The 24,358-nt window shown below is 47.2% G+C and carries 15 protein-coding genes, 1 tRNA gene and 3 rRNA genes; all 19 read left to right on the top strand.

What is annotated here, in order from left to right; genetic code table 11:
• The first annotated feature begins 8 nt into the window (after window positions 1–8).
• Complete coding sequence (locus tag T3H97_RS23225) at window positions 9–881, top strand: phosphatidylinositol-specific phospholipase C/glycerophosphodiester phosphodiesterase family protein (protein ID WP_328800978.1); 873 nt, start codon at window positions 9–11, stop codon at window positions 879–881.
• Window positions 882–1,007: 126 nt separating this feature from the next.
• Window positions 1,008–1,718, top strand: a complete 711-nt coding sequence (locus tag T3H97_RS23220; RefSeq protein WP_328800977.1) for a heptaprenylglyceryl phosphate synthase — start codon at window positions 1,008–1,010, stop codon at window positions 1,716–1,718.
• Between the two features lie 41 nt (window positions 1,719–1,759).
• Window positions 1,760–4,084 (top strand): DNA helicase PcrA, encoded by a 2,325-nt coding sequence (pcrA, locus tag T3H97_RS23215; RefSeq protein WP_328800976.1) that lies wholly within the window; start codon window positions 1,760–1,762, stop codon window positions 4,082–4,084.
• Window positions 4,085–4,174: 90 nt separating this feature from the next.
• Window positions 4,175–6,190, top strand: coding sequence for an NAD-dependent DNA ligase LigA (gene ligA / locus T3H97_RS23210; RefSeq protein ID WP_328800975.1), 2,016 nt, complete (start codon window positions 4,175–4,177; stop codon window positions 6,188–6,190).
• A 378-nt stretch (window positions 6,191–6,568) separates the two neighbouring features.
• A 16S ribosomal RNA gene (locus T3H97_RS23205) occupies window positions 6,569–8,124 on the top strand.
• A 97-nt stretch (window positions 8,125–8,221) separates the two neighbouring features.
• A tRNA-Ala gene (locus T3H97_RS23200) sits at window positions 8,222–8,297 on the top strand.
• 233 nt (window positions 8,298–8,530) lie between these two features.
• A 23S ribosomal RNA gene (locus tag T3H97_RS23195) occupies window positions 8,531–11,455 on the top strand.
• A gap of 150 nt (window positions 11,456–11,605) precedes the next feature.
• Window positions 11,606–11,722, top strand: a 5S ribosomal RNA gene (gene rrf / locus T3H97_RS23190).
• The 16S, 23S and 5S rRNA genes sit together here with 1 tRNA gene alongside, the layout of an rRNA operon.
• A 220-nt stretch (window positions 11,723–11,942) precedes the next feature.
• Window positions 11,943–13,130: a GNAT family N-acetyltransferase gene (locus T3H97_RS23185; protein ID WP_328800974.1), complete on the top strand. Its 1,188-nt coding sequence runs from the start codon at window positions 11,943–11,945 to the stop codon at window positions 13,128–13,130.
• 539 nt (window positions 13,131–13,669) lie between these two features.
• A complete protein-coding gene (locus T3H97_RS23180) occupies window positions 13,670–14,134 on the top strand; it encodes a CtsR family transcriptional regulator (protein WP_274482868.1) in 465 nt (154 codons plus the stop codon).
• Between the two features lie 69 nt (window positions 14,135–14,203).
• On the top strand, window positions 14,204–14,728 hold the full coding sequence (locus tag T3H97_RS23175) for a protein-arginine kinase activator protein McsA (RefSeq protein WP_103050266.1): 525 nt from the start codon (window positions 14,204–14,206) through the stop codon (window positions 14,726–14,728).
• Between the two features lie 28 nt (window positions 14,729–14,756).
• Window positions 14,757–15,821 carry a protein-arginine kinase McsB gene (locus tag T3H97_RS23170; RefSeq protein WP_103050267.1) on the top strand — a complete coding sequence of 355 codons (1,065 nt, stop codon included), beginning with the start codon at window positions 14,757–14,759 and terminating at the stop codon, window positions 15,819–15,821.
• Between the two features lie 44 nt (window positions 15,822–15,865).
• The gene (gene clpC / locus T3H97_RS23165) at window positions 15,866–18,310 is read left to right on the top strand and encodes an ATP-dependent protease ATP-binding subunit ClpC (RefSeq protein WP_023990572.1); all 2,445 of its coding nucleotides are present in this window, start codon (window positions 15,866–15,868) and stop codon (window positions 18,308–18,310) included.
• A 240-nt stretch (window positions 18,311–18,550) separates the two neighbouring features.
• On the top strand, window positions 18,551–19,924 hold the full coding sequence (radA, locus tag T3H97_RS23160) for a DNA repair protein RadA (protein ID WP_013312184.1): 1,374 nt from the start codon (window positions 18,551–18,553) through the stop codon (window positions 19,922–19,924).
• Window positions 19,925–19,936: 12 nt separating this feature from the next.
• Window positions 19,937–21,013 carry a DNA integrity scanning diadenylate cyclase DisA gene (gene disA, locus T3H97_RS23155; RefSeq protein WP_013312183.1) on the top strand — a complete coding sequence of 359 codons (1,077 nt, stop codon included), beginning with the start codon at window positions 19,937–19,939 and terminating at the stop codon, window positions 21,011–21,013.
• A 54-nt stretch (window positions 21,014–21,067) separates the two neighbouring features.
• Window positions 21,068–21,814: a CDP-diacylglycerol--serine O-phosphatidyltransferase gene (gene pssA, locus T3H97_RS23150; protein ID WP_025723803.1), complete on the top strand. Its 747-nt coding sequence runs from the start codon at window positions 21,068–21,070 to the stop codon at window positions 21,812–21,814.
• Window positions 21,815–22,006: 192 nt separating this feature from the next.
• Window positions 22,007–23,092: a PIN/TRAM domain-containing protein gene (locus T3H97_RS23145; protein WP_103050268.1), complete on the top strand. Its 1,086-nt coding sequence runs from the start codon at window positions 22,007–22,009 to the stop codon at window positions 23,090–23,092.
• A 70-nt stretch (window positions 23,093–23,162) separates the two neighbouring features.
• On the top strand, window positions 23,163–23,861 hold the full coding sequence (ispD, locus tag T3H97_RS23140; RefSeq protein WP_328800973.1) for a 2-C-methyl-D-erythritol 4-phosphate cytidylyltransferase: 699 nt from the start codon (window positions 23,163–23,165) through the stop codon (window positions 23,859–23,861).
• Window positions 23,858–24,334 (top strand): 2-C-methyl-D-erythritol 2,4-cyclodiphosphate synthase, encoded by a 477-nt coding sequence (ispF, locus tag T3H97_RS23135; protein WP_025723806.1) that lies wholly within the window; start codon window positions 23,858–23,860, stop codon window positions 24,332–24,334. Before ispD ends, ispF begins: the two co-directional genes overlap by 4 nt.
• The last annotated feature ends 24 nt before the right edge of the window (window positions 24,335–24,358 follow it).

Raw genomic sequence — 24,358 nt, 5'->3', positions numbered from 1 at the left:
GACACCCTATGAAACGATTGATTGCTACGGTCATTCTTTTAATGTTAATCGGCACATTTTTACTGGCTTACAAAGGGCAATCTACAGAAGAACATACTGGCTTTACCACGCACCGCGTGATTTCGCATGCCATGGGAGCCGTTGATGGTTTGGCCTATACTAATGCGCGTGAAGCGTTTGTGGAAAATTATAAAAAAGGCAGCCGCGTATTCGAGGTCGACCTGATGTTTACTTCGGATGGACAATTGGTGGCGCGCCATGAATGGACAGAATCTTTTACAGAGCAAATGCAACAGGAACACGCAGTTGCTACAGAACAGGGCGGAAAACCTTGGAGCTATCATCAATTTAAGAACACACCTATACACGGTTCCTATACCCCAGTAGATTGGAAGGATGTATTGGATTTATTGGAAACATACCCGGATGCTTATATTGTGACCGATACGAAAGAACAGGACCCTGCCCAAATCAAACAGTTGTTTGCACAACTGACCCGTCAGGCACAGGAGAAAAACCCCGAGCTTTTGTCCCGTATTGTTCCTCAAATTTACAATGAAGAAATGCTGCAAACGTTGCGAAGTATTTATCCTTACCCATCCATTATTTATACGCTCTATGCCACAGAAGATAAGGACGACCGGATCATTCGATTTGTACAACAAAATGATATAACGGCAGTGACTTTACCAGAAAATCGGGTGAGTGGTGCTTTAGTGGAAAGTTTGCGTCAGGCAGGGGCAGTGTGCTACGTAAATACCATTAATGAGTTGAAGGATGCGGCTGAGTATGAACAGATGGGTGTGCAAGGTTTCTATACAGATGTTTTAACGGAAAAAGAACTTAGTAAACGCAGTTGGTTGTATGCGTTACGACCATGAGCTGTCTGAACGGGGTGTTCCCATTTGATACGAACATTGACACCTTTTAAGCACTATCATAGACTTAGCATAGAACGCTTTTGGATATTGGAATTCGGCTCGTCTGGATCATGACAAAAGGAATGAATGCTGGAGGAATGTGTGTTGGCAGATTCAATTCAATCATGGAGGCATGTGTTTAAGCTTGATCCTGACAAGGAACTGGATGATGAGGCGCTTGACGCCGTGTGTATGTCTGGTACGGATGCGATTATGGTAGGAGGTTCCTCAGGTATTACCTATGAAAATACGGTGGATTTACTGTCACGGGTTCGGCGTTATGAGGTGCCGTGTGTGCTTGAGGTGTCCGATCTGGAGGCTGTAGTGCCAGGGTTTGATCTATATATGATTCCTATGGTGCTGAATACCACTGACAGTAATTGGATTCTAGGGCAGCACCAACGTGCGATTGAACAGTTTGGTTATATGATCCCGTGGGATTTGCTTGTGGCGGAAGGATATATTGTTTTGAACGGTGATTCTACGGTCGCTAAGCTTACCGGAGCAGATACTTCGCTGGGTGCTTCATCTGCCGTCTCATATGCACAGATTGCTGACAAGCTCATGCATCTGCCGATTGTATATGTGGAATATAGCGGTGCTTTTGGGGATATGGAGCTGGTGCAAAAAATACATCGCAGTACGGAGCGCTCTCGTGTCCTATACGGGGGAGGAATCGTGGATAAATCTACCGCGTTACAAGCGGCTGCTGTTTGTGACACCATTGTAGTAGGGAACATCATTTATCGTGACTTGGCGAAGGCGCTGGAGACGATAGCTGTGAAATTAGAAGTATAGAACGTGAATTTATGGAAGCTCAGGGAAAGGAGCATGCACGCATGCAATCAATAGATATACACGAGGCGGTAGCTCGCCTTAATCCGCCTCAGCGTCAGGCTGTGGAGGCGGTAGATGGTCCGCTGCTGATTATGGCTGGCGCAGGCAGTGGTAAAACACGGGTGCTCACGCACCGAATAGCCTACCTCATCGCGACCCGCAAGACGGCTCCATGGGGCATTTTGGCGATTACCTTTACGAACAAGGCTGCGCGTGAAATGCAGGATCGCGTATCCAAGCTGATTGGCCCGCAGGGGAGAGATGTGTGGGTATCCACCTTCCATTCGATGTGTGTGCGTATTTTACGTCGGGATATCGAGCGGATTGGCTTCACCTCCAATTTCAGCATTTTGGATTCTACGGATCAATTGTCTGTCATTCGGAGCTGCATGAAGGATCTGAATATAGACACCAAAAAGTTTGAACCCAAAGCGGTTCAGTCTATGATGAGTACGGCTAAAAATGAACTGGTCACTCCCGAAATGTATGAGCGCAAGATTGGCGACTATTTTGAGGGGATTGTGGCGAAGGTATATACCAAGTACCAACAACGGCTTAAAAACAACAACTCTCTTGATTTTGATGATTTGATCATGGCAACGATTCAGCTCTTTAAAGAAGTACCTGAGGTACTGGATTTCTACCAGAAAAAATTTCAATACATTCATGTTGATGAATATCAGGATACGAACCGTGCGCAGTACATGCTGTGCAAAATGCTGGCCGACAAGCATCACCGGATTTGCGTAGTAGGTGACAGTGACCAATCCATCTATCGGTGGAGGGGTGCGGATATTAGCAACATTTTGAACTTTGAAGAGGACTACCCGGAAGCACGTACCATTTTGCTGGAGCAGAACTACCGGTCCACCTCGAATATTCTCAATGCTGCCAACGAAGTAATTGGTCAAAATACAGGCCGCAAGCCGAAAAAACTATGGACTGACAAAGAAGGCGGCGCCAAGATTAAAGTTTATCGTGCTGACTCTGAGCATGATGAGGGCTACTTTATCGCCTCCGAAATTCATAAGAATATTAACGCGGGCAAAACCTATAGCCATCATGCCATTTTGTACCGTACGAATGCTCAGTCTCGGGTTGTCGAGGAAATTTTGATTAAATCGGATATTCCTTACCAGATCGTGGGTGGTATCAAGTTCTATGATCGTAAAGAAATTAAGGATTTACTGGCGTATCTTCGCCTGCTCTCCAATCCTGACGACGACATCAGCTTGATCCGAATCATTAATGTGCCAAAACGAAGCATCGGAGACACAACCGTCGGCAAATTGCAGGCAGCTGCAGCGGAACGTGGAGTTTCGATTTTCCGTGTCCTTCAAGTTGTAGACGATTTGGGCTTTGCAGGACGTACGCGCAATGCGTTGGTAGAGTTTTACGATATGATCGAAGGTTTAAGTCGGATGGTAGACTACCTGTCGGTTACCGAGTTAACAGAAAAAATGCTGGAAACCACCCAATATCGATTGGAGCTGCAAAACGAGAATACACTCGAGTCACGCTCGCGTTTGGAGAATATTGATGAGTTCCTGTCGGTAACCATGGAATTTGAAAAAGGAGCGGAAGACAAGTCACTCGTTTCCTTCCTGACCGACCTTGCGCTAATTGCCGATATTGATTCTATGAATGACGATGAAGAAGAGCAAAGCGATGCGGTTGTATTGATGACCATGCATAGCGCCAAAGGACTGGAGTTTCCCATCGTATTTATTGTCGGTATGGAGGAGGGAGTATTCCCTCATAGTCGTGCCTTTCTGGATAACGAAGAGCTGGAGGAAGAGCGCAGATTGGCGTATGTCGGGATTACCCGTGCAGAGGAGCAACTGTTCCTTACATGCGCACAGATGCGCACTCTGTTTGGCCGCACCACAGCTAACCCGCCTTCCCGCTTTCTCGAAGAGATTCCGGACGAGTTAAAAGAGGATACGATCATCAAACGTGACCGCTACCGTCGTTCAGGCAATGTAGGCGGATCTTATGGTGGGCGCGGACTGAATAAAGGTAGTGGCAGCAACTTTAGTGGAGAACGCTCGTTTGATACGATGAGCCGTAGTGGTTCGTCCGCTTCCGCGTCACCCCGAGTAACAGTAACGACATCTTCATCCACGAAACCCACTCCGGCTGCTTCGGCAGGAGGTCCCTCCATTTTTGCTGCTGGAGACAAGGTACAGCATGGTAAATGGGGGATTGGAACTATTGTAGCTGTAAAAGGGACGGGCAATGATATGGAGCTTCAAATTGCTTTCCCGGCTCCAGTAGGGGTTAAACGACTGTTAGCTGGCTTTGCACCGATTACAAAAGTAGAATAAATCTCAAACATCATTAAATCTCGAACCTCATGAGTGGCAGCTTGGCTTAGGGCCTCTGCCCTGATGAAGTTCCCGGAGGGATACGCCTGCATGAACCCAATGCACAGGATGGAGCAGCTTGTTGCTGAACTGAACACATATAACTATCATTACTACACACTGGATGAACCCAAGATCAGCGACAAAGAATATGATGTGCTTTATGACGAGCTGGTAGCGCTTGAACAGACGAGCGGCCTTGTGCTGCCGGATTCGCCGACACAGCGTGTGGGCGGGGAGTTACTCAAAGGGTTCACACCGCATCGCCACCTTGCCCCATTATGGAGCCTTGATAAAGCTCAGAATATGGAACAGCTACGTGCATGGAACACGCGTGTCGTGAAGCTGGTCAATGATTACAATACCAAGAACCCGGAGCAGCCTTTGCCATCTCCAGGCTATGCGATAGAACTTAAATTTGATGGTCTAACGCTGAATCTGACGTATACTGATGGACAGCTGGTACAGGCTTCTACCCGCGGTAATGGTGTGGTGGGTGAGGGGATATTGGCACAGGTGAAGACGATTAAATCCGTGCCACTTACAATTCCTTTCCGAGATGGAACTATTGAAGTACAGGGAGAAGGGATAATGAATCTCTCTGTATTGTCCAAATATAATGAGACTGCCGTGGACCCTCTTAAAAATGCACGCAACGCCGCAGCTGGCGCTTTGCGTAACTTGAATCCCAAAGTGACAGCAGAACGGCGATTGAATGCATTTTTCTACAATGTGGGCTATGCAGACCGTATTCAGTTTAACAGCCACCAGGAAATGATGACTTTCCTGCGTGAAAACCATTTTAAGGTAAACCCTTACCTGACTTACTTTGATAATTTTGAAGATGTAATGGAGCAACTGATTGAGATTGAAGAATCTCGTGCCGGATTGGATTACCTCATAGATGGGGCAGTATTGAAAATTACAGATATGCGCACACGTGAGGCTCTCGGGTATACCGATAAATTCCCACGCTGGGCGGTGGCCTATAAGTTCGAAGCCGAGGAAACGACAACGGTGCTTAACTCGGTTGAGTGGAATGTAGGACGAACCGGTAAAATCACCCCACTAGCAAGGGTAGAGCCGGTAGAGCTGGCGGGAGTCACTGTACAAAATTGTACACTGAACAATGCTGGTGACATCGAGCGCAAAAACCTGAAGTTTGCTTTGGGTGCACGTGTGTTTATCCGTCGCTCAAACGATGTCATTCCGGAGATATTAGGAAAGGTAACATCTGAGAACGACGGAGAGGAAATTGTCGTACCAGATCATTGTCCAGCCTGCGGGTTTCCGTTGCAGCAGCGAGGTGCCCATTTGTTTTGCGACAATAAGCTGGGGTGTAAACCACAAATTGTCGCTCGTATTTCCCATTTTGCTTCACGTGATGCTATGGATATTGAGACATTCAGCGACAAAACGGCCATACAGCTGCATGACGAACTGGAAGTGCGCGAGCCTGCGGATTTGTATACACTTCAATATGATGATCTTGTAAAGTTGGAGCGGTTTGGTGAGAAAAAGGCCAGTAACCTCTTGGCGGCACTAGAAAAGAGTAAAGAGAGGGATTTGGCTTCTTTCCTTTATGCTCTGGGTATACCGAATACCGGTAAAGCGACAACACGCATGTTGGCTGAACACTACCGTGATTTGCACAAGACGATGTCTGCTACGGTGGAAGAACTGATAGAACTACCGGATGTGGGCGGGATTGTAGCCGAAAGCATTGTTGCTTTCTTTGCAGATCCATTTACTCAGGCGGGAATTGAAAAGATGTTGTCTCTAGGGGTGAAAGCTCAGGCCCCTGAAGCTCCACAAGAGAAGAAGACAGACAGCTTTTTCAGTGGCAAAACAGTCGTGCTTACAGGTACCTTGCATCAGCTTACGCGTGACGAAGCTGCATCCAAGCTGGAGGAGCTGGGAGCCAAAGTGGCCGGATCTGTATCGAAAAAGACGGATCTAGTCATAGCTGGTGAAAAGGCTGGGAGTAAGCTGGCTAAGGCCCAACAGCTCGGAATTGACACCATAGAAGATGAGGATGAATTTATCAGACTGCTGGAACAAGAATAAATAGTTTTGCAATGAGTACAGTCATTCCGCTCTGGGGCGGGGTGGCTGCCTTATTATCTGTTGTATAGTAGGAAATAAAATAGATATAAATAAATGCTTGCTAAATAACTTTAGGCATGATATATTATTAGACGTTGCTTTGAGAATATCGTTTCTTGAAGTGAGGTTACTGAAAAGATAATCAAAAAAAGATTTGACAAGAAAGTAACCAACATGATATGATCTAATTCCTGGCTCGTTGAACGAACGAGAACAGACAAGTTCTTTGAAAACTGAACAAATGGATGATGAAATAAAGATTTCTTCTTTTATAAAGAAGAATCGCTAGCATTAAAAATGAGCTTATCGCTCTTTCTATAAACCAACTTCGGTTGGTCTTTAATGGAGAGTTTGATCCTGGCTCAGGACGAACGCTGGCGGCGTGCCTAATACATGCAAGTCGAGCGGGGTTTTTTAGAAGCTTGCTTCTAAAAAACCTAGCGGCGGACGGGTGAGTAACACGTAGGCAACCTGCCCACAAGACAGGGATAACTACCGGAAACGGTAGCTAATACCCGATACATCCTTTTCCTGCATGGGAGAAGGAGGAAAGATGGAGCAATCTGTCACTTGTGGATGGGCCTGCGGCGCATTAGCTAGTTGGTGGGGTAAAGGCCTACCAAGGCGACGATGCGTAGCCGACCTGAGAGGGTGATCGGCCACACTGGGACTGAGACACGGCCCAGACTCCTACGGGAGGCAGCAGTAGGGAATCTTCCGCAATGGGCGAAAGCCTGACGGAGCAACGCCGCGTGAGTGATGAAGGTTTTCGGATCGTAAAGCTCTGTTGCCAGGGAAGAACGTCTTGTAGAGTAACTGCTACAAGAGTGACGGTACCTGAGAAGAAAGCCCCGGCTAACTACGTGCCAGCAGCCGCGGTAATACGTAGGGGGCAAGCGTTGTCCGGAATTATTGGGCGTAAAGCGCGCGCAGGCGGCTCTTTAAGTCTGGTGTTTAATCCCGAGGCTCAACTTCGGGTCGCACTGGAAACTGGGGAGCTTGAGTGCAGAAGAGGAGAGTGGAATTCCACGTGTAGCGGTGAAATGCGTAGAGATGTGGAGGAACACCAGTGGCGAAGGCGACTCTCTGGGCTGTAACTGACGCTGAGGCGCGAAAGCGTGGGGAGCAAACAGGATTAGATACCCTGGTAGTCCACGCCGTAAACGATGAATGCTAGGTGTTAGGGGTTTCGATACCCTTGGTGCCGAAGTTAACACATTAAGCATTCCGCCTGGGGAGTACGGTCGCAAGACTGAAACTCAAAGGAATTGACGGGGACCCGCACAAGCAGTGGAGTATGTGGTTTAATTCGAAGCAACGCGAAGAACCTTACCAGGTCTTGACATCCCTCTGACCGGTCTAGAGATAGGCCTTTCCTTCGGGACAGAGGAGACAGGTGGTGCATGGTTGTCGTCAGCTCGTGTCGTGAGATGTTGGGTTAAGTCCCGCAACGAGCGCAACCCTTATGCTTAGTTGCCAGCAGGTCAGGCTGGGCACTCTAAGCAGACTGCCGGTGACAAACCGGAGGAAGGTGGGGATGACGTCAAATCATCATGCCCCTTATGACCTGGGCTACACACGTACTACAATGGCCGGTACAACGGGAAGCGAAATCGCGAGGTGGAGCCAATCCTAGAAAAGCCGGTCTCAGTTCGGATTGTAGGCTGCAACTCGCCTACATGAAGTCGGAATTGCTAGTAATCGCGGATCAGCATGCCGCGGTGAATACGTTCCCGGGTCTTGTACACACCGCCCGTCACACCACGAGAGTTTACAACACCCGAAGTCGGTGGGGTAACCCGCAAGGGAGCCAGCCGCCGAAGGTGGGGTAGATGATTGGGGTGAAGTCGTAACAAGGTAGCCGTATCGGAAGGTGCGGCTGGATCACCTCCTTTCTATGGAGAATCGTTTCCTGCAATGGAAACATTCAAATATGAAGCGTAAGCTTCAAAAATCATCATTCCATTTGTTCAGTTTTGATGGAACTTGTGAGGGGCCATAGCTCAGCTGGGAGAGCGCCTGCCTTGCACGCAGGAGGTCAGCGGTTCGATCCCGCTTGGCTCCACCAATTACAATTTCATCTTAAACTGTATGAGAATCGTTAACTCTTCGGAGATTGACTGATAATCAAACTGATTTGCACCTTGAAAACTGGATACCGAAACGAAATTGCGTTTTAGAATATTCCTTTAAGCTGATCTTGTGTAAACAAGTGAAATAAAGGTAGCTGCCTTGAATTTCATTCACACGTAAATGTTGAACCGAAATTCAAAGCGAATCGTATTTGCGATGTAAATACTAGGTTAAGCTACAAAGAGCACACGGAGGATGCCTAGGCGCCAGGAGCCGACGAAGGACGTGGCGAACAACGATAAGGCCTCGGGGAGCTGTAAGCAAGCTTTGATCCGGGGATGTCCGAATGGGGAAACCCGGCTGTCTTCATCGACAGTCACTTTCTGCTGAATACATAGGCAGAATAGAGGCAGACCAGGGGAACTGAAACATCTAAGTACCCTGAGGAAGAGAAAACAATAGTGATTCCGTCAGTAGCGGCGAGCGAACGCGGATTAGCCCAAACCAAGGAGCTTGCTCCTTGGGGTTGTGGGACGTCTCACATGGAGTTACAAAGGAACCGGTTAGATGAAGAGGTCTGGAAAGGCCCGCCAGAGAAGGTAAAAGCCCTGTAGTTCAAAACTGGTTCCCTCCGAGACGGATCCCGAGTAGTGCGGGGCACGTGAAACCCCGTATGAATCCGGCAGGACCATCTGCCAAGGCTAAATACTCCCTGGCGACCGATAGTGAAGCAGTACCGTGAGGGAAAGGTGAAAAGCACCCCGGAAGGGGAGTGAAATAGATCCTGAAACCGTGTGCTTACAAGAAGTCAGAGCCCTATTTATGGGTGATGGCGTGCCTTTTGTAGAATGAACCGGCGAGTTACGTTCCCGTGCAAGGTTAAGGTGAAGAGCTGAAGCCGCAGCGAAAGCGAGTCTGAATAGGGCGAATGAGTACGTGGACGTAGACCCGAAACCGGGTGATCTACCCCTGTCCAGGGTGAAGGTGCGGTAACACGCACTGGAGGCCCGAACCCACGCATGTTGAAAAATGCGGGGATGAGGTGGGGGTAGCGGAGAAATTCCAATCGAACCCGGAGATAGCTGGTTCTCCCCGAAATAGCTTTAGGGCTAGCCTCGGAAAAAAGAATCGTGGAGGTAGAGCACTGATTGGGTGCGGGGCCCGCAAGGGTTACCAAGCTCAGTCAAACTCCGAATGCCATAGATTTAGTTCCGGGAGTCAGACAGTGAGTGCTAAGATCCATTGTCGAAAGGGAAACAGCCCAGACCATCAGCTAAGGTCCCCAAGTGTGTGTTAAGTGGGAAAGGATGTGGAGTTGCACAGACAACCAGGATGTTGGCTTAGAAGCAGCCACCATTGAAAGAGTGCGTAATAGCTCACTGGTCGAGTGACTCTGCGCCGAAAATGTAACGGGGCTAAACACACCACCGAAGCTATGGCTTGATGCTTGCATCAGGGGTAGGGGAGCGTTGAATGCGGGTTGAAGGTGTACCGTAAGGAGCGCTGGACTGCATTCAAGTGAGAATGCCGGTATGAGTAACGAAAAGATCTGTGAGAATCAGATCCGCCGAAAGCCTAAGGGTTCCTGAGGAAGGTTCGTCCGCTCAGGGTAAGTCGGGACCTAAGGCGAGGCCGATAGGCGTAGTCGAAGGACAACAGGTCGAAATTCCTGTACCACCGTAATCCGTTATGAGCAATGGGGTGACGCAGTAGGGTAGTGACGCGGACTGATGGATGTCCGTCTAAGCAGTGAGGCTGGTGTGTAGGCAAATCCGCACATCGTAAGGCTGGGCTGTGATGGGGAGCGAAAATTATAGTAGCGAAGGTCATGATCTCAGACTGCCAAGAAAAGCCTCTAGCCAGGAGAAGGTGCCCGTACCGCAAACCGACACAGGTAGGCGAGAAGAGAATTCTAAGGCGCGCGGAAGAACTCTCGTTAAGGAACTCGGCAAAATGACCCCGTAACTTCGGGAGAAGGGGTGCCTCGGTAGGGTGAATAGCCCGAGGGGGCCGCAGTGAAAAGGCCCAAGCGACTGTTTAGCAAAAACACAGGTCTGTGCGAAGCCGCAAGGCGAAGTATACGGGCTGACGCCTGCCCGGTGCTGGAAGGTTAAGGGGAGTGGTAAGCCTTCGGGCGAAGCTATGAACCGAAGCCCCAGTAAACGGCGGCCGTAACTATAACGGTCCTAAGGTAGCGAAATTCCTTGTCAGGTAAATTCTGACCCGCACGAATGGCGTAACGACTTGGGCGCTGTCTCAACGAGAGATCCGGTGAAATTTTAATACCTGTGAAGATGCAGGTTACCCGCGACAAGACGGAAAGACCCCATGGAGCTTTACTGCAGCTTGATATTGAATTTGGGTACGATCTGTACAGGATAGGTGGGAGCCGTAGAATCTTGAGCGCCAGCTTGAGAGGAGGCATCCTTGGGATACCACCCTGATCGTATCTAGGTTCTAACTTGGTACCGTGAACCGGTGCGAGGACAGTGTCAGGTGGGCAGTTTGACTGGGGCGGTCGCCTCCTAAAGAGTAACGGAGGCGCCCCAAGGTTCCCTCAGAATGGTTGGAAATCATTCGAAGAGTGCAAAGGCAGAAGGGAGCTTGACTGCGAGACCTACAAGTCGAGCAGGGACGAAAGTCGGGCTTAGTGATCCGGTGGTACCGCATGGAAGGGCCATCGCTCAACGGATAAAAGCTACCCTGGGGATAACAGGCTTATCTCCCCCAAGAGTCCACATCGACGGGGAGGTTTGGCACCTCGATGTCGGCTCATCGCATCCTGGGGCTGAAGTAGGTCCCAAGGGTTGGGCTGTTCGCCCATTAAAGCGGTACGCGAGCTGGGTTCAGAACGTCGTGAGACAGTTCGGTCCCTATCTGTCGTGGGCGTAGGAAATTTGAGAGGAGCTGTCCTTAGTACGAGAGGACCGGGATGGACGTACCGCTGGTGTACCAGTTGTTCCGCCAGGAGCACCGCTGGGTAGCTATGTACGGAAGGGATAAGCGCTGAAAGCATCTAAGCGTGAAGCCCCCCTCAAGATGAGATTTCCCAATTAGTAAGACCCCTTGAAGACGACGAGGTAGATAGGTTGGGGGTGGAAGTGCAGTAATGCATGGAGCTGACCAATACTAATCGGTCGAGGGCTTATCCTAAAATAAGACGCAAATAAGTTTCGGGTCCAGTTTTCAGGGTGTAACCTTGAAGGTATGTAGAAATACATACAACAAGCGCATGGCTATTCATTCACACGATAAGTGATGAACCGAATAACCGTACGGAAGAATTTGCACAGCAAATTCATGTTTGGTGGCGATAGCGGAGGGGTTCCACACGTACCCATCCCGAACACGACCGTTAAGCCCTCCAGCGCCGATGGTACTTGGACCGCAGGGTCCTGGGAGAGTAGGACGTCGCCAAGCAAAAGTGAAAAGGATGATAATCTCACTGAGATTATCATCCTTTTTTTTATGTTTTTAAAGTGAAAAGGATGATAATCTCACTGAGATTATCATCCTTTTTTTTATGTTTTTTTGGATGACCACCTGTTTCTAAGGTTGACAGAGAGAATGGGGTTTGCCACACTCTAAGTGTGTAATCTTTTTTATGGATGTCCAAGTATACGAGCGAGGTGATGAAGATATGGAGATCAGACAATTACAGCGTGAGGAATTTGAAGCGGCTATTGAATTATCTCAATATGCATTTCAGTTTACAATGTCCCTAGAGGATCTGGAAAAGGCCAAGAAGAAATTCAAACCAGAACAAACATGGGGAATATTCGACGGACATGACTTAAATGCTAAACTGACTTTGTTACCGCTTCAGGTATACATAAACGGTCAGGTTTTTGATATGGGGGGCATTGCTGGTGTGGCAACATGGCCAGAAAAACGTCGCGGAGGCATGGTATCACGTTTATTGACGCATGCACTTGAAGAGATGAAGTCTGCGGGACAAAGCCTTTCTTTTTTGCATCCATTCTCCTTTGCCTTCTATCGTAAATTTGGATGGGAAACGTATACAGAGTACAAAAAATACGTCATTCCCATTGAAAAATTCCCTGCAAAACTTAAAACAGAGGGTACAGTCAAACGCGGTGTAAAAAATATTTTAGAACTGGACCAAGTGTATCAAGCGTATGTATCTCGTTATAATGGCACGCTGGTACGAGATAAGGAATGGTGGCAAGAGCGGATTTTAAATGAGAACTATCGAACTGTGGTATATTACTCAGAAACAAGAGATCCTCAGGGATATGCACTATACAAAATTGAAGATAAACAGTTGAATTGTGATGAGTTGGTATATGAAAATGAGACGGCTCGTCGGGCTTTATGGACTTATTTTGCAAATCATGACTCAATGATAACCCAAGGCAAATTTATTTACGTTCCAGCAGATGACAATTTACCATTTTTACTCGATGATCCACGAATTCAACAGGAAACTGTGCCTTATTTTATGGGTCGTATTGTGGATGCAGCTGCTTTTATAGAAAGGTACCCTTTTGAACAGATTGGAGAGGAAACAAGTTTAACCTTAAATCTGACTGATCGGTATGCTCCATGGAATGATGGATTATGGAGATTAACGATTACGACGAAAGGGCAAGGGCATCTGGAGAGAGTGAATAAAAGCATTTCATCTGAAAACGCCATAGTAGCTGACTTGAAACTTGGGATTCAGTCACTGACGACTCTGATGCTTGGCTATCAGCAGGCTGATGATCTGTATAAGTGGGGGCGTATTGAAGGTAGCAGTGAGTCTGTGTCTGCCCTTAAACGTGTAATACCGGTAAAACAAACGTTCTTATTGGATTTTTTCTGATAAAGGCCCATTTAGTTGTTCTTAGGCTCCATCTTTCAGGGAACATAACTTGTGTGGTTATTGTAATTTTCAAAACTCTTTCTGTAATGGGAAGAGTTTTTTTAGGGTATTGTATAAAACATAATTAGATTGCGAAAAATGGTATTGACCCCTTGGCAAAAATGAATAATGTGCTATAATATGAATATAGTCAAAGAAAGTCAAAGTCAATCAAGCCTCGTGTAATGCTGTAGAAGTATTATGCTGATGGATTGGCCGTATAAAGTATTTTGATAGTAAAGAAGTAAATGAGGATCGAAATGATTTGCGTATAGTTAGGAGCTGACTCTTATGAACATAAGAGAAGTGTATGATTAATCGCAAATAAAGGCCACACTAGAGACAAAACGGTACAATTCCACTGGATGTAGAACAGGCAATAGCCTAAATACAGCTTAGATTCGTGACTTTACCGTTTGGTTAAGTTCAATATACGGCGGACTCTGTGGAGCGTGAAATGTACTTGAATACTTGCGTTTCCGTTAGTGGAGGATGATGAAATGCGCAATGTTTCCGATATTATTGAACAATATTTGAAGAGTATATTGCTGGAAAGTCCCCAAGGTTTAGTGGAGATTCAGCGCAATGATCTGGCTGACCGCTTTTCCTGCGTGCCGTCGCAAATTAATTATGTAATTAGCACTCGGTTTACGCTGGAAAAAGGCTATGTGGTGGAAAGTAAACGCGGTGGTGGGGGCTACATTCGTATTCAGCGAATTCAGCTGCCTGCGCAGCATGCCATCCATACACATCTTCATCAGAGCATTGGGGAGGAAATTAGCCAATCGGCAGCAGAAGGACTGATTTATCAGTTAGAGGAAGCCCATTTTTTAAGCAAAAGGGAAGCTAGTCTAATGAAGGCTGCTTTATCGAGGGATACATTATTGCTGAAGCTCCCCTATCGTGATCAACTGCGAGCCAGATTGCTTAAGGCTATGCTGATTTCGTTGCTGGCGACCAAATAGTGTGTGAATAGAGACTAACGTTTGGATGTAGGGGTTGGTATAAATCCTGACATTGAAGGAGGTGCTTTTATGCTGTGCCAAGAATGTAATATGCGGCCGGCAACTTTGCATTTCACCAAAATTGTGAATGGCGAAAAGACAGAGTTTCATATTTGTGAGACGTGTGCCAAGGAAAAAGGGGAGATGATCCCTGGAACACCTAACGGCTTTTCGATTCATAGCTTGTTGTCGGGGATGCTGGATTTTGACTCCAGCACAAAGAGCCAATCTCCAGGGCACGGTAGTCCGCAGAACCTGCAATGCAAGGACTGTGGTATGACCTATGCACAGTTTAGTAAGCTGGGACGTTTCGGATGCCCGTCGTGCTACCAATATTTTGATAGTCGTTTGGACCCTCTGTTCAAGCGTGTGCATGGCAGTACGAATCATGTTGGTAAAGTTCCGGTTCGCACTGGAGGCCGACTGAAGGTTAAACGGCAAATTGACGATTTGAAAAAAGAAATGCAACAGCATATTGTACAGGAAGAATTCGAATCAGCAGCTGAGCTTAGGGATCAAATCAGAAAGCTTGAAAAAGAAATGACTGAAGAGTAAAGTTTGTGAAGAGTAGGAGGGATGCGTAATGCCCAATATTCGGTTTACGGAGAAGCCGCTAAGTGACTGGATGCGTGGTGATGCTGCGGATTCGGAGATTGTCATTAGCAGCCGGGTGAGAATTGCGCGTAACTTGCAGCATCTGCCTTTTCCCATGCTTGCTACCAATCAGCAGTCGGAAGAAGTACTTCAACGCTTGACGGATATCCTTCAGTATGATGATTTAGGCGGTTTTGGTACTTTTCATACGTTGAAAATATCCGAGTTGGATGAGATCGACAAGCAGGTGCTGGTTGAGAAGCATTTGATTAGTCCTAATTTGGCGAACGAATCTCGTAACGGTGCTGTTTTAATTAGCGATGATGAATCGGTTAGTGTTATGATAAACGAAGAGGATCATCTGCGTATCCAGTGCTTATATCCGGGATGTCAGGTTAGGGAAGCTTGGGAACGCGCTATGATTATTGATGATGCATTTGAAGCGCATGTTGATTATGCATTTGATGATCGGAGAGGTTTTCTGACCAGTTGTCCGACGAATGTCGGCACAGGTATGAGAGCTTCGGTGATGATGCATTTGCCCGCATTAGTCATGACTCATCAAATCAATCGTATATTGTCTGCTGTTTCACAGGTAGGCCTTACAGTTCGCGGCATTTACGGTGAAGGCAGCGAAGCGGTCGGAAATTTGTTTCAGGTATCTAATCAGATTACACTGGGACAAACCGAAGCGGAAATTATTGAGAATCTTCATGGCGTGGTGCTACAAATTATTGAGCACGAGCGTTCTGCCAGAGAACGGCTGATGAATGAATCTATGCTGCGAATTACAGATCGGGTGATGCGTTCATTCGGTATTTTGTCATATGCAGCGGTGTTGGATTCCAAGGAGGCTGCACAGCGTCTGTCGGATGTACGTCTCGGCGTAGATTTGGGAATTTTGGAGCGTCCTTCCACCGCAGCGATGAATGAGCTGAATGTGATGACACAACCCGGATTCCTGCAAAAAAGCTTTGGAGATAAAATGAATACCGGTGAGCGCGATATGTACCGGGCGAAGCTGATCCGGCAAAAATTAGGCACAACCCTTTAATATATAGAATGATCTGAAATACACACTGTGGAGGTGCAGGATATATGATGTTTGGAAGATTTACGGAACGTGCACAGAAAGTGCTTGCTTTGGCTCAGGAAGAAGCTGTTCGATTGGGACACAACAACATTGGCACAGAACACATTTTGCTAGGCCTCATTCGTGAAGGTGAAGGAATAGCAGCAAAAGCCTTAATCGGTTTAGGGCTGGGACTGGAAAAAATCCAGGATGAAGTGGAAACGCTGATTGGACGCGGTCAAGAGCAACCGACGAACATTGCTTATACTCCACGCGCCAAAAAAGTCATCGAACTGTCTATGGATGAAGCCCGCAAACTGGGCCATACCTATGTAGGTACAGAACATATTTTGCTCGGTCTTATTCGTGAAGGCGAAGGCGTAGCAGCACGCGTACTGAACAACCTGGGCATCAGTCTGAACAAAGCGCGTCAGCAAGTGCTTCAATTACTCGGCAGCAGCGAGGCTGTTTCCAGCCATCACGGTGCTCCAGCTAATGTCAGCACGCCAACTCTGGACAGTCTGGCACGCGATCTGACGGCATCTGCGAAGGAAAACAACCTGGACCCTGTTATTGGGCGTAGCAAGGAAATTGAACGCGTAATTCAGGTGCTCAGCCGCCGTACAAAGAACAATCCGGTTCTGATTGGTGAACCTGGGGTAGGTAAAACAGCGATTGCCGAAGGATTGGCCCAAAAAATCATAGCGAATGAGATTCCCGAAACGTTGCGTGACAAGCGCGTAATGACACTGGATATGGGTTCTGTGGTAGCAGGCACCAAGTATCGTGGTGAATTCGAGGATCGTTTGAAAAAAATTATGGACGAGATTCGTCAAGCGGGTAATATCGTGTTGTTCATTGATGAGTTGCATACGCTGATTGGTGCTGGTGGAGCGGAAGGCGCAATTGATGCGTCCAACATCCTGAAACCTGCTCTGGCACGTGGCGAGCTGCAATGCATCGGTGCGACCACGCTGGATGAATACCGCAAATATATTGAGAAAGATGCTGCTTTGGAGCGTCGTTTTCAACCAATTACAGTGGATCAACCTTCTCCAGAAGAGGCGATTCAAATTCTGTATGGTCTGCGTGACCGTTACGAAGCGCATCACCGTGTAAAGATCACAGATGAGGCTATTGAAGCGGCCGTAAAATTGTCAGATCGTTATATCACCGACCGCTTCCTGCCAGATAAGGCTATTGACCTTATTGATGAAGCGGGCTCCAAAGTAAGGCTGAATTCTTACACTGTACCGCCAAACCTGAAACAGCTGGAAAACCGTCTGGAGGATATTCGTAAAGAAAAGGATTCAGCGGTACAAAGTCAGGAGTTTGAAAAAGCGGCAGCGCTGCGTGATACAGAGCAAAAAATCCGTGAAGAGTTAGACGTGACGAAAAACCAATGGAAAGAACAACAGGGTCGTACAGATTCCGAAGTTACCCCAGAGGATATCGCTCAAGTCGTTGCAATCTGGACAGGTGTTCCAGTCAGCAAGCTGAAAGAGGAAGAAACACACCGTTTGTTGAATATGGAAGAGTTGCTGCATGAGCGGGTAATTGGACAGGATGAAGCAGTTAAGGCAGTAAGCCGGGCGATTCGCCGGGCACGTGCCGGACTGAAAGATCCGAAGCGTCCAATCGGTTCCTTTATTTTCCTCGGCCCAACTGGGGTTGGTAAAACAGAGTTGGCACGTGCCTTGGCTGAATCCATGTTTGGAGATGAAAATGCGGTTATCCGTATTGATATGTCCGAATATATGGAGAAGCACTCCACGTCCCGTCTGGTAGGAGCACCTCCAGGGTACGTTGGATATGAAGAAGGCGGTCAACTGACTGAGAAGGTACGTCGTAAGCCATACTCAGTTGTGTTGCTGGATGAAATTGAAAAAGCACACCCAGAAGTATTCAATATTCTTCTGCAAGTGCTGGAAGATGGTCGTCTAACAGATTCCAAAGGTCGTGTCGTCGATTTCCGTAACACACTCATCATCCTAACATCTAATGTTGGTGCACAGGCGATTAAACGTAACTCCACGCTTGGCTTTACAGCTGTAGTGGACGCTGGGGCGGATTACGATAATATGAAGGGCAAAGTGATGGATGAACTGAAGAAAAGCTTCCGTCCTGAGTTCTTGAACCGGATTGATGAAATTATCGTTTTCCATTCTCTCGAAGAAAAACATATTGCCGAAATTGTGTCACTCATGTCTGAAGAGCTGCGTAAGCGCCTGAATGAGTATGAGGTGGACTTCGAGTTGACAGACAACGCTAAAAAATTCCTTGCCAAGGAAGGCTTTGATCCAGCGTATGGTGCGCGTCCATTGCGTCGTGCAATCCAGAAGCATATTGAAGATCGCCTGTCCGAGGAACTATTGACTGGCAACATCACTAAAGGTGACTCTCTCTTCATTGATGAGGAGAACGGTGCATTGACTGTAACGAAAAAGGATAATGTATCTGCCAAGTCCTAAAGCAGTTTACTAAATAAATAGTAGAAAAGGGTGTCTCGCAGGCTGGAAAGCTATTGCGAAGACACCCTTTTTGTGTATAAAACACGGTGAAATGGTTGGGTAAATGCTTTGGGAAAGTTTGTGATATTGCTTTACGTCCGCCAAGCTTCAATGGTAAACTTTTATTGTTACAGCTCTTTCTGGGCTGTATGAACATAAATTTGACATCATCGTCGTCAATAAGGAGCCAGGGAACAAAGTATGGCTAAAGTGAAAACTAAATTTTCCTGTACGGAATGTGGTTATGAATCGCCCAAATGGTACGGAAAATGTCCTGGATGCCAGGCATGGAATTCCATGGTCGAAGAAACGGAAAGCGTTGTAAAAACTCAAGGAATGGGGTCTTCCCTTCTTACTCATAGCACAAAAGACAAGCCACTCCCTATTATAGAGGTGGAGAGTGGCAAAGAAACACGAATTTTGACGGGAATTGGCGAATTGAATCGAGTACTCGGTGGAGGTGTGGTGCCGGGTTCGCTCGTTTTGGTGGGCGGTGATCCGGGAATCGGTAAATCTACGCTCATGCTGCAAACATCTAATGAACTGGCTTTAACTGGTTTAAAGGTGCTGTACGTGTCTGGCGAGGAATCTGTCCGTCAAACGAAACTCCGTGCAGATCGGCTCGGTGCCTTGTCCCCCAGCCTATACGTATTATGTGAGACGAATTTGGAGACGATTGAAGAAGCGGTGGACAGCTTGAAGCCGGAGTTTTTGGTCATCGACTCGATACAGACTGTATATTTGCCTGAGGTGACGAGTGCACCAGGTAGTGTGGCTCAGGTGCGAGAGTGTACTTCACGCTTTATGCGAATTGCCAAGGGGCTAGGTATTGCTACGGTATTGGTAGGACATGTGACCAAGGAAGGGGCCATTGCAGGTCCGCGTTTGTTGGAACATATGGTCGATTGTGTGCTTTATTTTGAAGGAGAGCGTCATCATACGTATCGGCTTTTGCGTGCAGTTAAAAATCGTTTCGGTTCTACAAATGAAATTGGTATTTTTGAAATGGCTGAAAGCGGTTTGCGTGAGGTGTCGAATCCTTCTGAACTATTCCTGTCTGAACGACCACTGGGGGTGGCGGGTTCTACTGTTGTAGCCAGTATGGAGGGAACCCGACCTGTATTGGTTGAACTGCAAGCATTGATTGCAGCTACGCATTTCCCATCTCCGCGCCGAATGGGCACAGGAGTCGACCATCATCGAATGGGATTAATCATAGCCGTGCTAGAAAAGCGGATGGGCATGTTTTTGCAAAACCAGGACGCTTATCTCAACGTAGCCGGAGGCGTGAAGCTGGATGAACCGGCGGTGGATTTGGCTATAGCTGTGAGCATTGCTTCCAGCTTTAGGGATGCTCCTACCAAGCCGTACGATGTGATTTTTGGCGAGGTGGGACTGACAGGTGAGGTGCGCGCGGTATCCCGAGCAGAACAGCGAGTACGAGAAGCGGAGAAACTAGGTTTCAAACGGGTGATCATGCCGGAGAAAAGCTTGAAGGGTTGGACACATCCGAAAGGGATACAAATTATAGGAGTAGGAACGGTGGCAGATGCACTGGCAGCCGCATTAGATTAGGGGGCATTGAGAATGAAAGAAGCGAGCCAACTGGATAAAATGAACGATTTGCTGCGGCTTGTGGCACCGGGAACTCCCTTTCGCGACGGGTTGGAAAACGTTTTGCGTGCCAAAACGGGTGCTCTTCTGGTTGTTGGCTATAGCCCAGAAGTTATGGAAGTCGTGGATGGCGGTTTCTCCATCAATTGTGATTTTTCGCCGAACTATTTGTATGAGTTGGCTAAAATGGACGGCGCAATCATATTGAGCGAGGATTTAAAACGAATTTTATATGCCAATACGCAACTGATTCCGGACTCCTCTATTTCTTCAATTGAAACAGGAATTCGGCACCGGACAGCAGAACGAGTTGCAAAGCAAACTGGCAAATTAGTTGTGTCGATTTCCCAGCGGCGTAATATTATTACCTTGTATCAGGGCACATTACGGTATGCGCTCAAGGAAATCGGGGTTATTTTAACGAAAGCCAATCAGGCTATTCAGACGTTAGAAAAATATAGATCCGTGTTGGGGCAAGCCTCTACCAATTTGACAGCATCTGAATTTGAAGAGCTGGTTACCATGCCGGAGGTCGTTAATGTCATCCAGCGGATCGAAATGGTGCTACGCATCAAAATGGAAATCAAACGATTTATTAACGAGCTCGGAAATGAGGGCCGTCTGATTAGTATGCAGATGGAAGAGCTTGTCAGCAACATTGAGGAAGAAGCTTGGTTGCTGTATAAGGATTATGCCAAAGACGATAGCGACGAGAAGATTCGTGAAATTATATTGGGACTCAAACGTTCTACGGATGACGAATTGTTGGATGTGAATCATATTGTACGTTTACTAGGCTACCCTTCTTCAGCTGCGACATCAGAGGAGTATATTGCTGCACGTGGCTATCGGGTACTGAACAAGATACCGCGTTTGCCGAATGTGATTATTCATAATCTGGTGGAGCGGTTTGGACGTTTTCCACATGTCATCACAGCAACGATAGAAGAACTGGATGAAGTGGATGGTATTGGAGAGGTTCGTGCGCGTACGATTAAAGAAGGTCTTAAACGTTTGCAGGAACAAGTTTTCATTGACAGGCAAATGTAAATGTAATACAGTGAAAGGATTATAATGGAACAATTCATACATTGAGGTGAAGAGATGATTACCAAATCAATTCCGAACATGTGTACCTTAGGTAACTTGTTTCTCGGAATGATCGCCATTTTATTGGCTGTAGACGGAAAATACAGTCTTGCCGCTATTATGGTTATTGTCGCCATGTTGTTGGACGGACTGGATGGAAGAATGGCCCGGGTCCTGAATGCCCAAAGCGAATTCGGTAAAGAACTGGACTCCTTGTCAGATATGATATCTTTTGGTGTTGCTCCCGCAGTTATTATGTACATGGTTGCTTTTCATGATGCGAATTCGGCTCTCGCTTGGACGGTTACTGCCATTTTCCCGATGTGCGGAGCGTTGCGTTTGGCTCGATTTAACGTACGTCCTGGTGTACCAGGTTATTTTACGGGTTTGCCAATTCCGGCAGCAGGTGGCGTATTAGCCACTTTGTCCTTATTCCATAACGATATTTCATTGTTATACATGTCGATTGCCATGTTGCTGGTTTCTTATTTGATGGTCAGCTCCATGAGATATCCGAATTTTAAAAAGGTCGGCCTCCCGAAAAAAGCGATCTGGGTTGCTCCATGGGTCGTAATTGCAGCGGTGGTGTTGGCTGTTAAATTCCCTGACCAGCTGTCGAAGCTGATTTTTGTACCGCTGGTGCTGTATGCATTGTATGGTATGAAGCTGAACATTCGTAAGCTGTCACGCAGACGTGGACGTGATCGGGAGCGTTCCAGTCAGGAAGAACAGGACGATCAATATCGTCATTCACAGCGCTAGTATCAAGTAAGAACAAGAGTAAGCATTTATTTCCTTGGATCATTTCAGGGAGATAAATGCTTTTTTTATGCATAAAAAGTGAAAACACAGGGTTAGTTATGTGGGAAATGGATCATACTGGTAAGAGAAATGCTATGTATCCAATAAGTAGCAGACTATATGAAAAGAAAATAAAGGAGGTATAGAGACTCAATGTGGAGAAAGGCTATTTTAACTTTTACAGGATTGTGCGGAGCATGGTTTGGCTATACGTTATGCCAGCGGGTAGGAGGTATTGTATCGTGGATGCCACAATGGTTGAGTGATGGGTCTTTACCGGGAATGATTGTTTGGATGATGGCGGGAGCAGTGCTATTTATGGTTGGGTGTTCATTCGCAGGGGCATCCGTGGCAAGTCGATTGCAGCAGGGCATTGAAGGCTTGGTACGAATTCCGATGAACGAGATGATGGCAGGTGTGATTGGTTTAGCGGTGGGATTGACGCTTTCCTTAGCAGTTTATCCGCTTTTTTCATGGTTGGGGGCCCCGGGTCAACTTATCCAGACCGCTGTTACCGTGATATGCGGATATGTAGGATTGATGGTTGGACTAGAAAAGCGGGACGAGCTGTCATCCTTTTGGAGTTCTGGTTTTTTTGGTCGGGGAACGGGTGTAGAAGAACGCAAGCTGGAGGAGCATAAAATATTGGACACCAGCGTCATTATAGATGGACGTATTGCGGATATTTGCAAGACAGGTTTTATTGAAGGAACGATTGTAATTCCTGAATTTGTGCTGGAGGAGCTTCAGCATATTGCAGATTCATCCGATTTGCTTAAGCGTAATCGTGGACGGCGGGGTTTGGATATTTTGAATAAAATCCAAAAAGAACTGGATGTGAATGTGCTCATTTACGAAGGTGATTTTGAGGAGATTTCAGAGGTCGACAGTAAGCTGGTCAAGCTGGCAAAGGTGTTACAGGGTAAAGTTGTAACTAATGATTTTAACCTGAATAAAGTATGCGAGCTTCAAGGTGTATCAGTGCTGAATATTAACGATTTGGCGAATGCAGTGAAGCCTGTCGTACTGCCCGGTGAGGAAATTATGGTGCAGATTATTAAAGACGGCAAGGAGCATGGGCAGGGTGTAGCCTATCTGGATGATGGCACGATGATTGTTGTAGAAGGCGGACGTGACTATATTGGCTCTCTGATGGAGGTGCTGGTCACGAGTGTACTTCAGACTTCAGCCGGCCGTATGATCTTTGCCAAACCGAAATTATTGGAAAAAGCTCAATAAACGCGGTATGATGAAGTAGATGTGTTATCATACGGATCGTCCAAGTGCGATCAGGGCAGGAGTTATTTGAATGAACAATCGGGTAGGAGTTGTCATTGTGGCAGCAGGGCGCGGCTCCCGTATGGGGACGCAGGAGAGCAAGCAATTTCTGCTTTTGCGGGACAAGCCCATCTTCATACATACACTTGAAATATTCGCAGCTATGCCCGAAGTGGATGAAATGGTGATGGTGACTGGGACAGGAGATGTGGAACGCTGCCGAGATTGGATTCATCAATACAAAATCGGTAAAAATGTACAGGTGGTGGCTGGTGGCAGTGAACGCCAGCATTCGGTTTTTCGCGGTCTGCGCCACTTACAAGCGGATTGGGTGATGGTGCATGATGGTGTGCGTCCACTCATTCAACCTGAGCTTGTACGTTCATGCCTTGAGGCAGCCCAGCGTACTGGTGCTTCTGTAGCGGCAGTACCTGTAAAGGATACGGTCAAGCAAGTGAACGGGGATGGTATCATTACAGCAACGCCGGATCGCCGAAGTCTGTGGAGTATTCAAACGCCACAGACTTTTCGTCTTTCCGATCTGCTGCGAGCCTATGAGGAAGCGGAGCAGTCGGGATTCTTGGGAACAGATGATTCTATGCTGATAGAGCGGCTAGGCATTCCGGTTACTGTCGTTCACGGCAGCTACAAGAACATCAAAATTACTACGCCTGAGGATTTGGATATGGCGGCGTTATGGGTAAAAACAGAGGGAGAGGATATCAAATGATCAGAGTGGGACAAGGATTTGACGTCCACCAGCTGGTGGAAGGAAGGCCATGCATCATCGGAGGTGTGAACATTCCGTATGAAAAAGGTTTGTTGGGCCATTCCGATGCGGACGTGCTGTTGCATGCCATTAGCGATGCCATCTTGGGCGCGCTTGGCTTGGGAGACATCGGGAAGCATTTTCCGGATAACGACCCAGAATTTAAGGATGCCGACAGTCTTAAGCTACTGGAGCATGTGTGGGGGCTAGCTAAAGAGCGAGGATACCGCTTGGGGAATATTGATTCTACGATTATCGCACAAAAGCCCAAAATGGCATCGTATATTCCGCAGATGAATGAAGTCATCGCACGGGCGCTGGAAGCAGAGGAGCTATCCCAGGTGAACGTCAAGGCGACCACGACAGAGCAACTCGGGTTTCCCGGACGGGGTGAAGGAATCGCGGCTCAATCGGTTGTCTGTCTTATCAAGTAAATGCTATCATCTTGAGTAATTCAA

This window comes from Paenibacillus sp. LX16, assembly GCF_036252815.1.
GTDB classification, from domain to species: Bacteria; Bacillota; Bacilli; order Paenibacillales; family Paenibacillaceae; genus Paenibacillus; species Paenibacillus polymyxa_B.
Note: the sequence above shows the minus strand (reverse complement) of the source record. Positions and strands in the feature narration are given on the sequence as shown.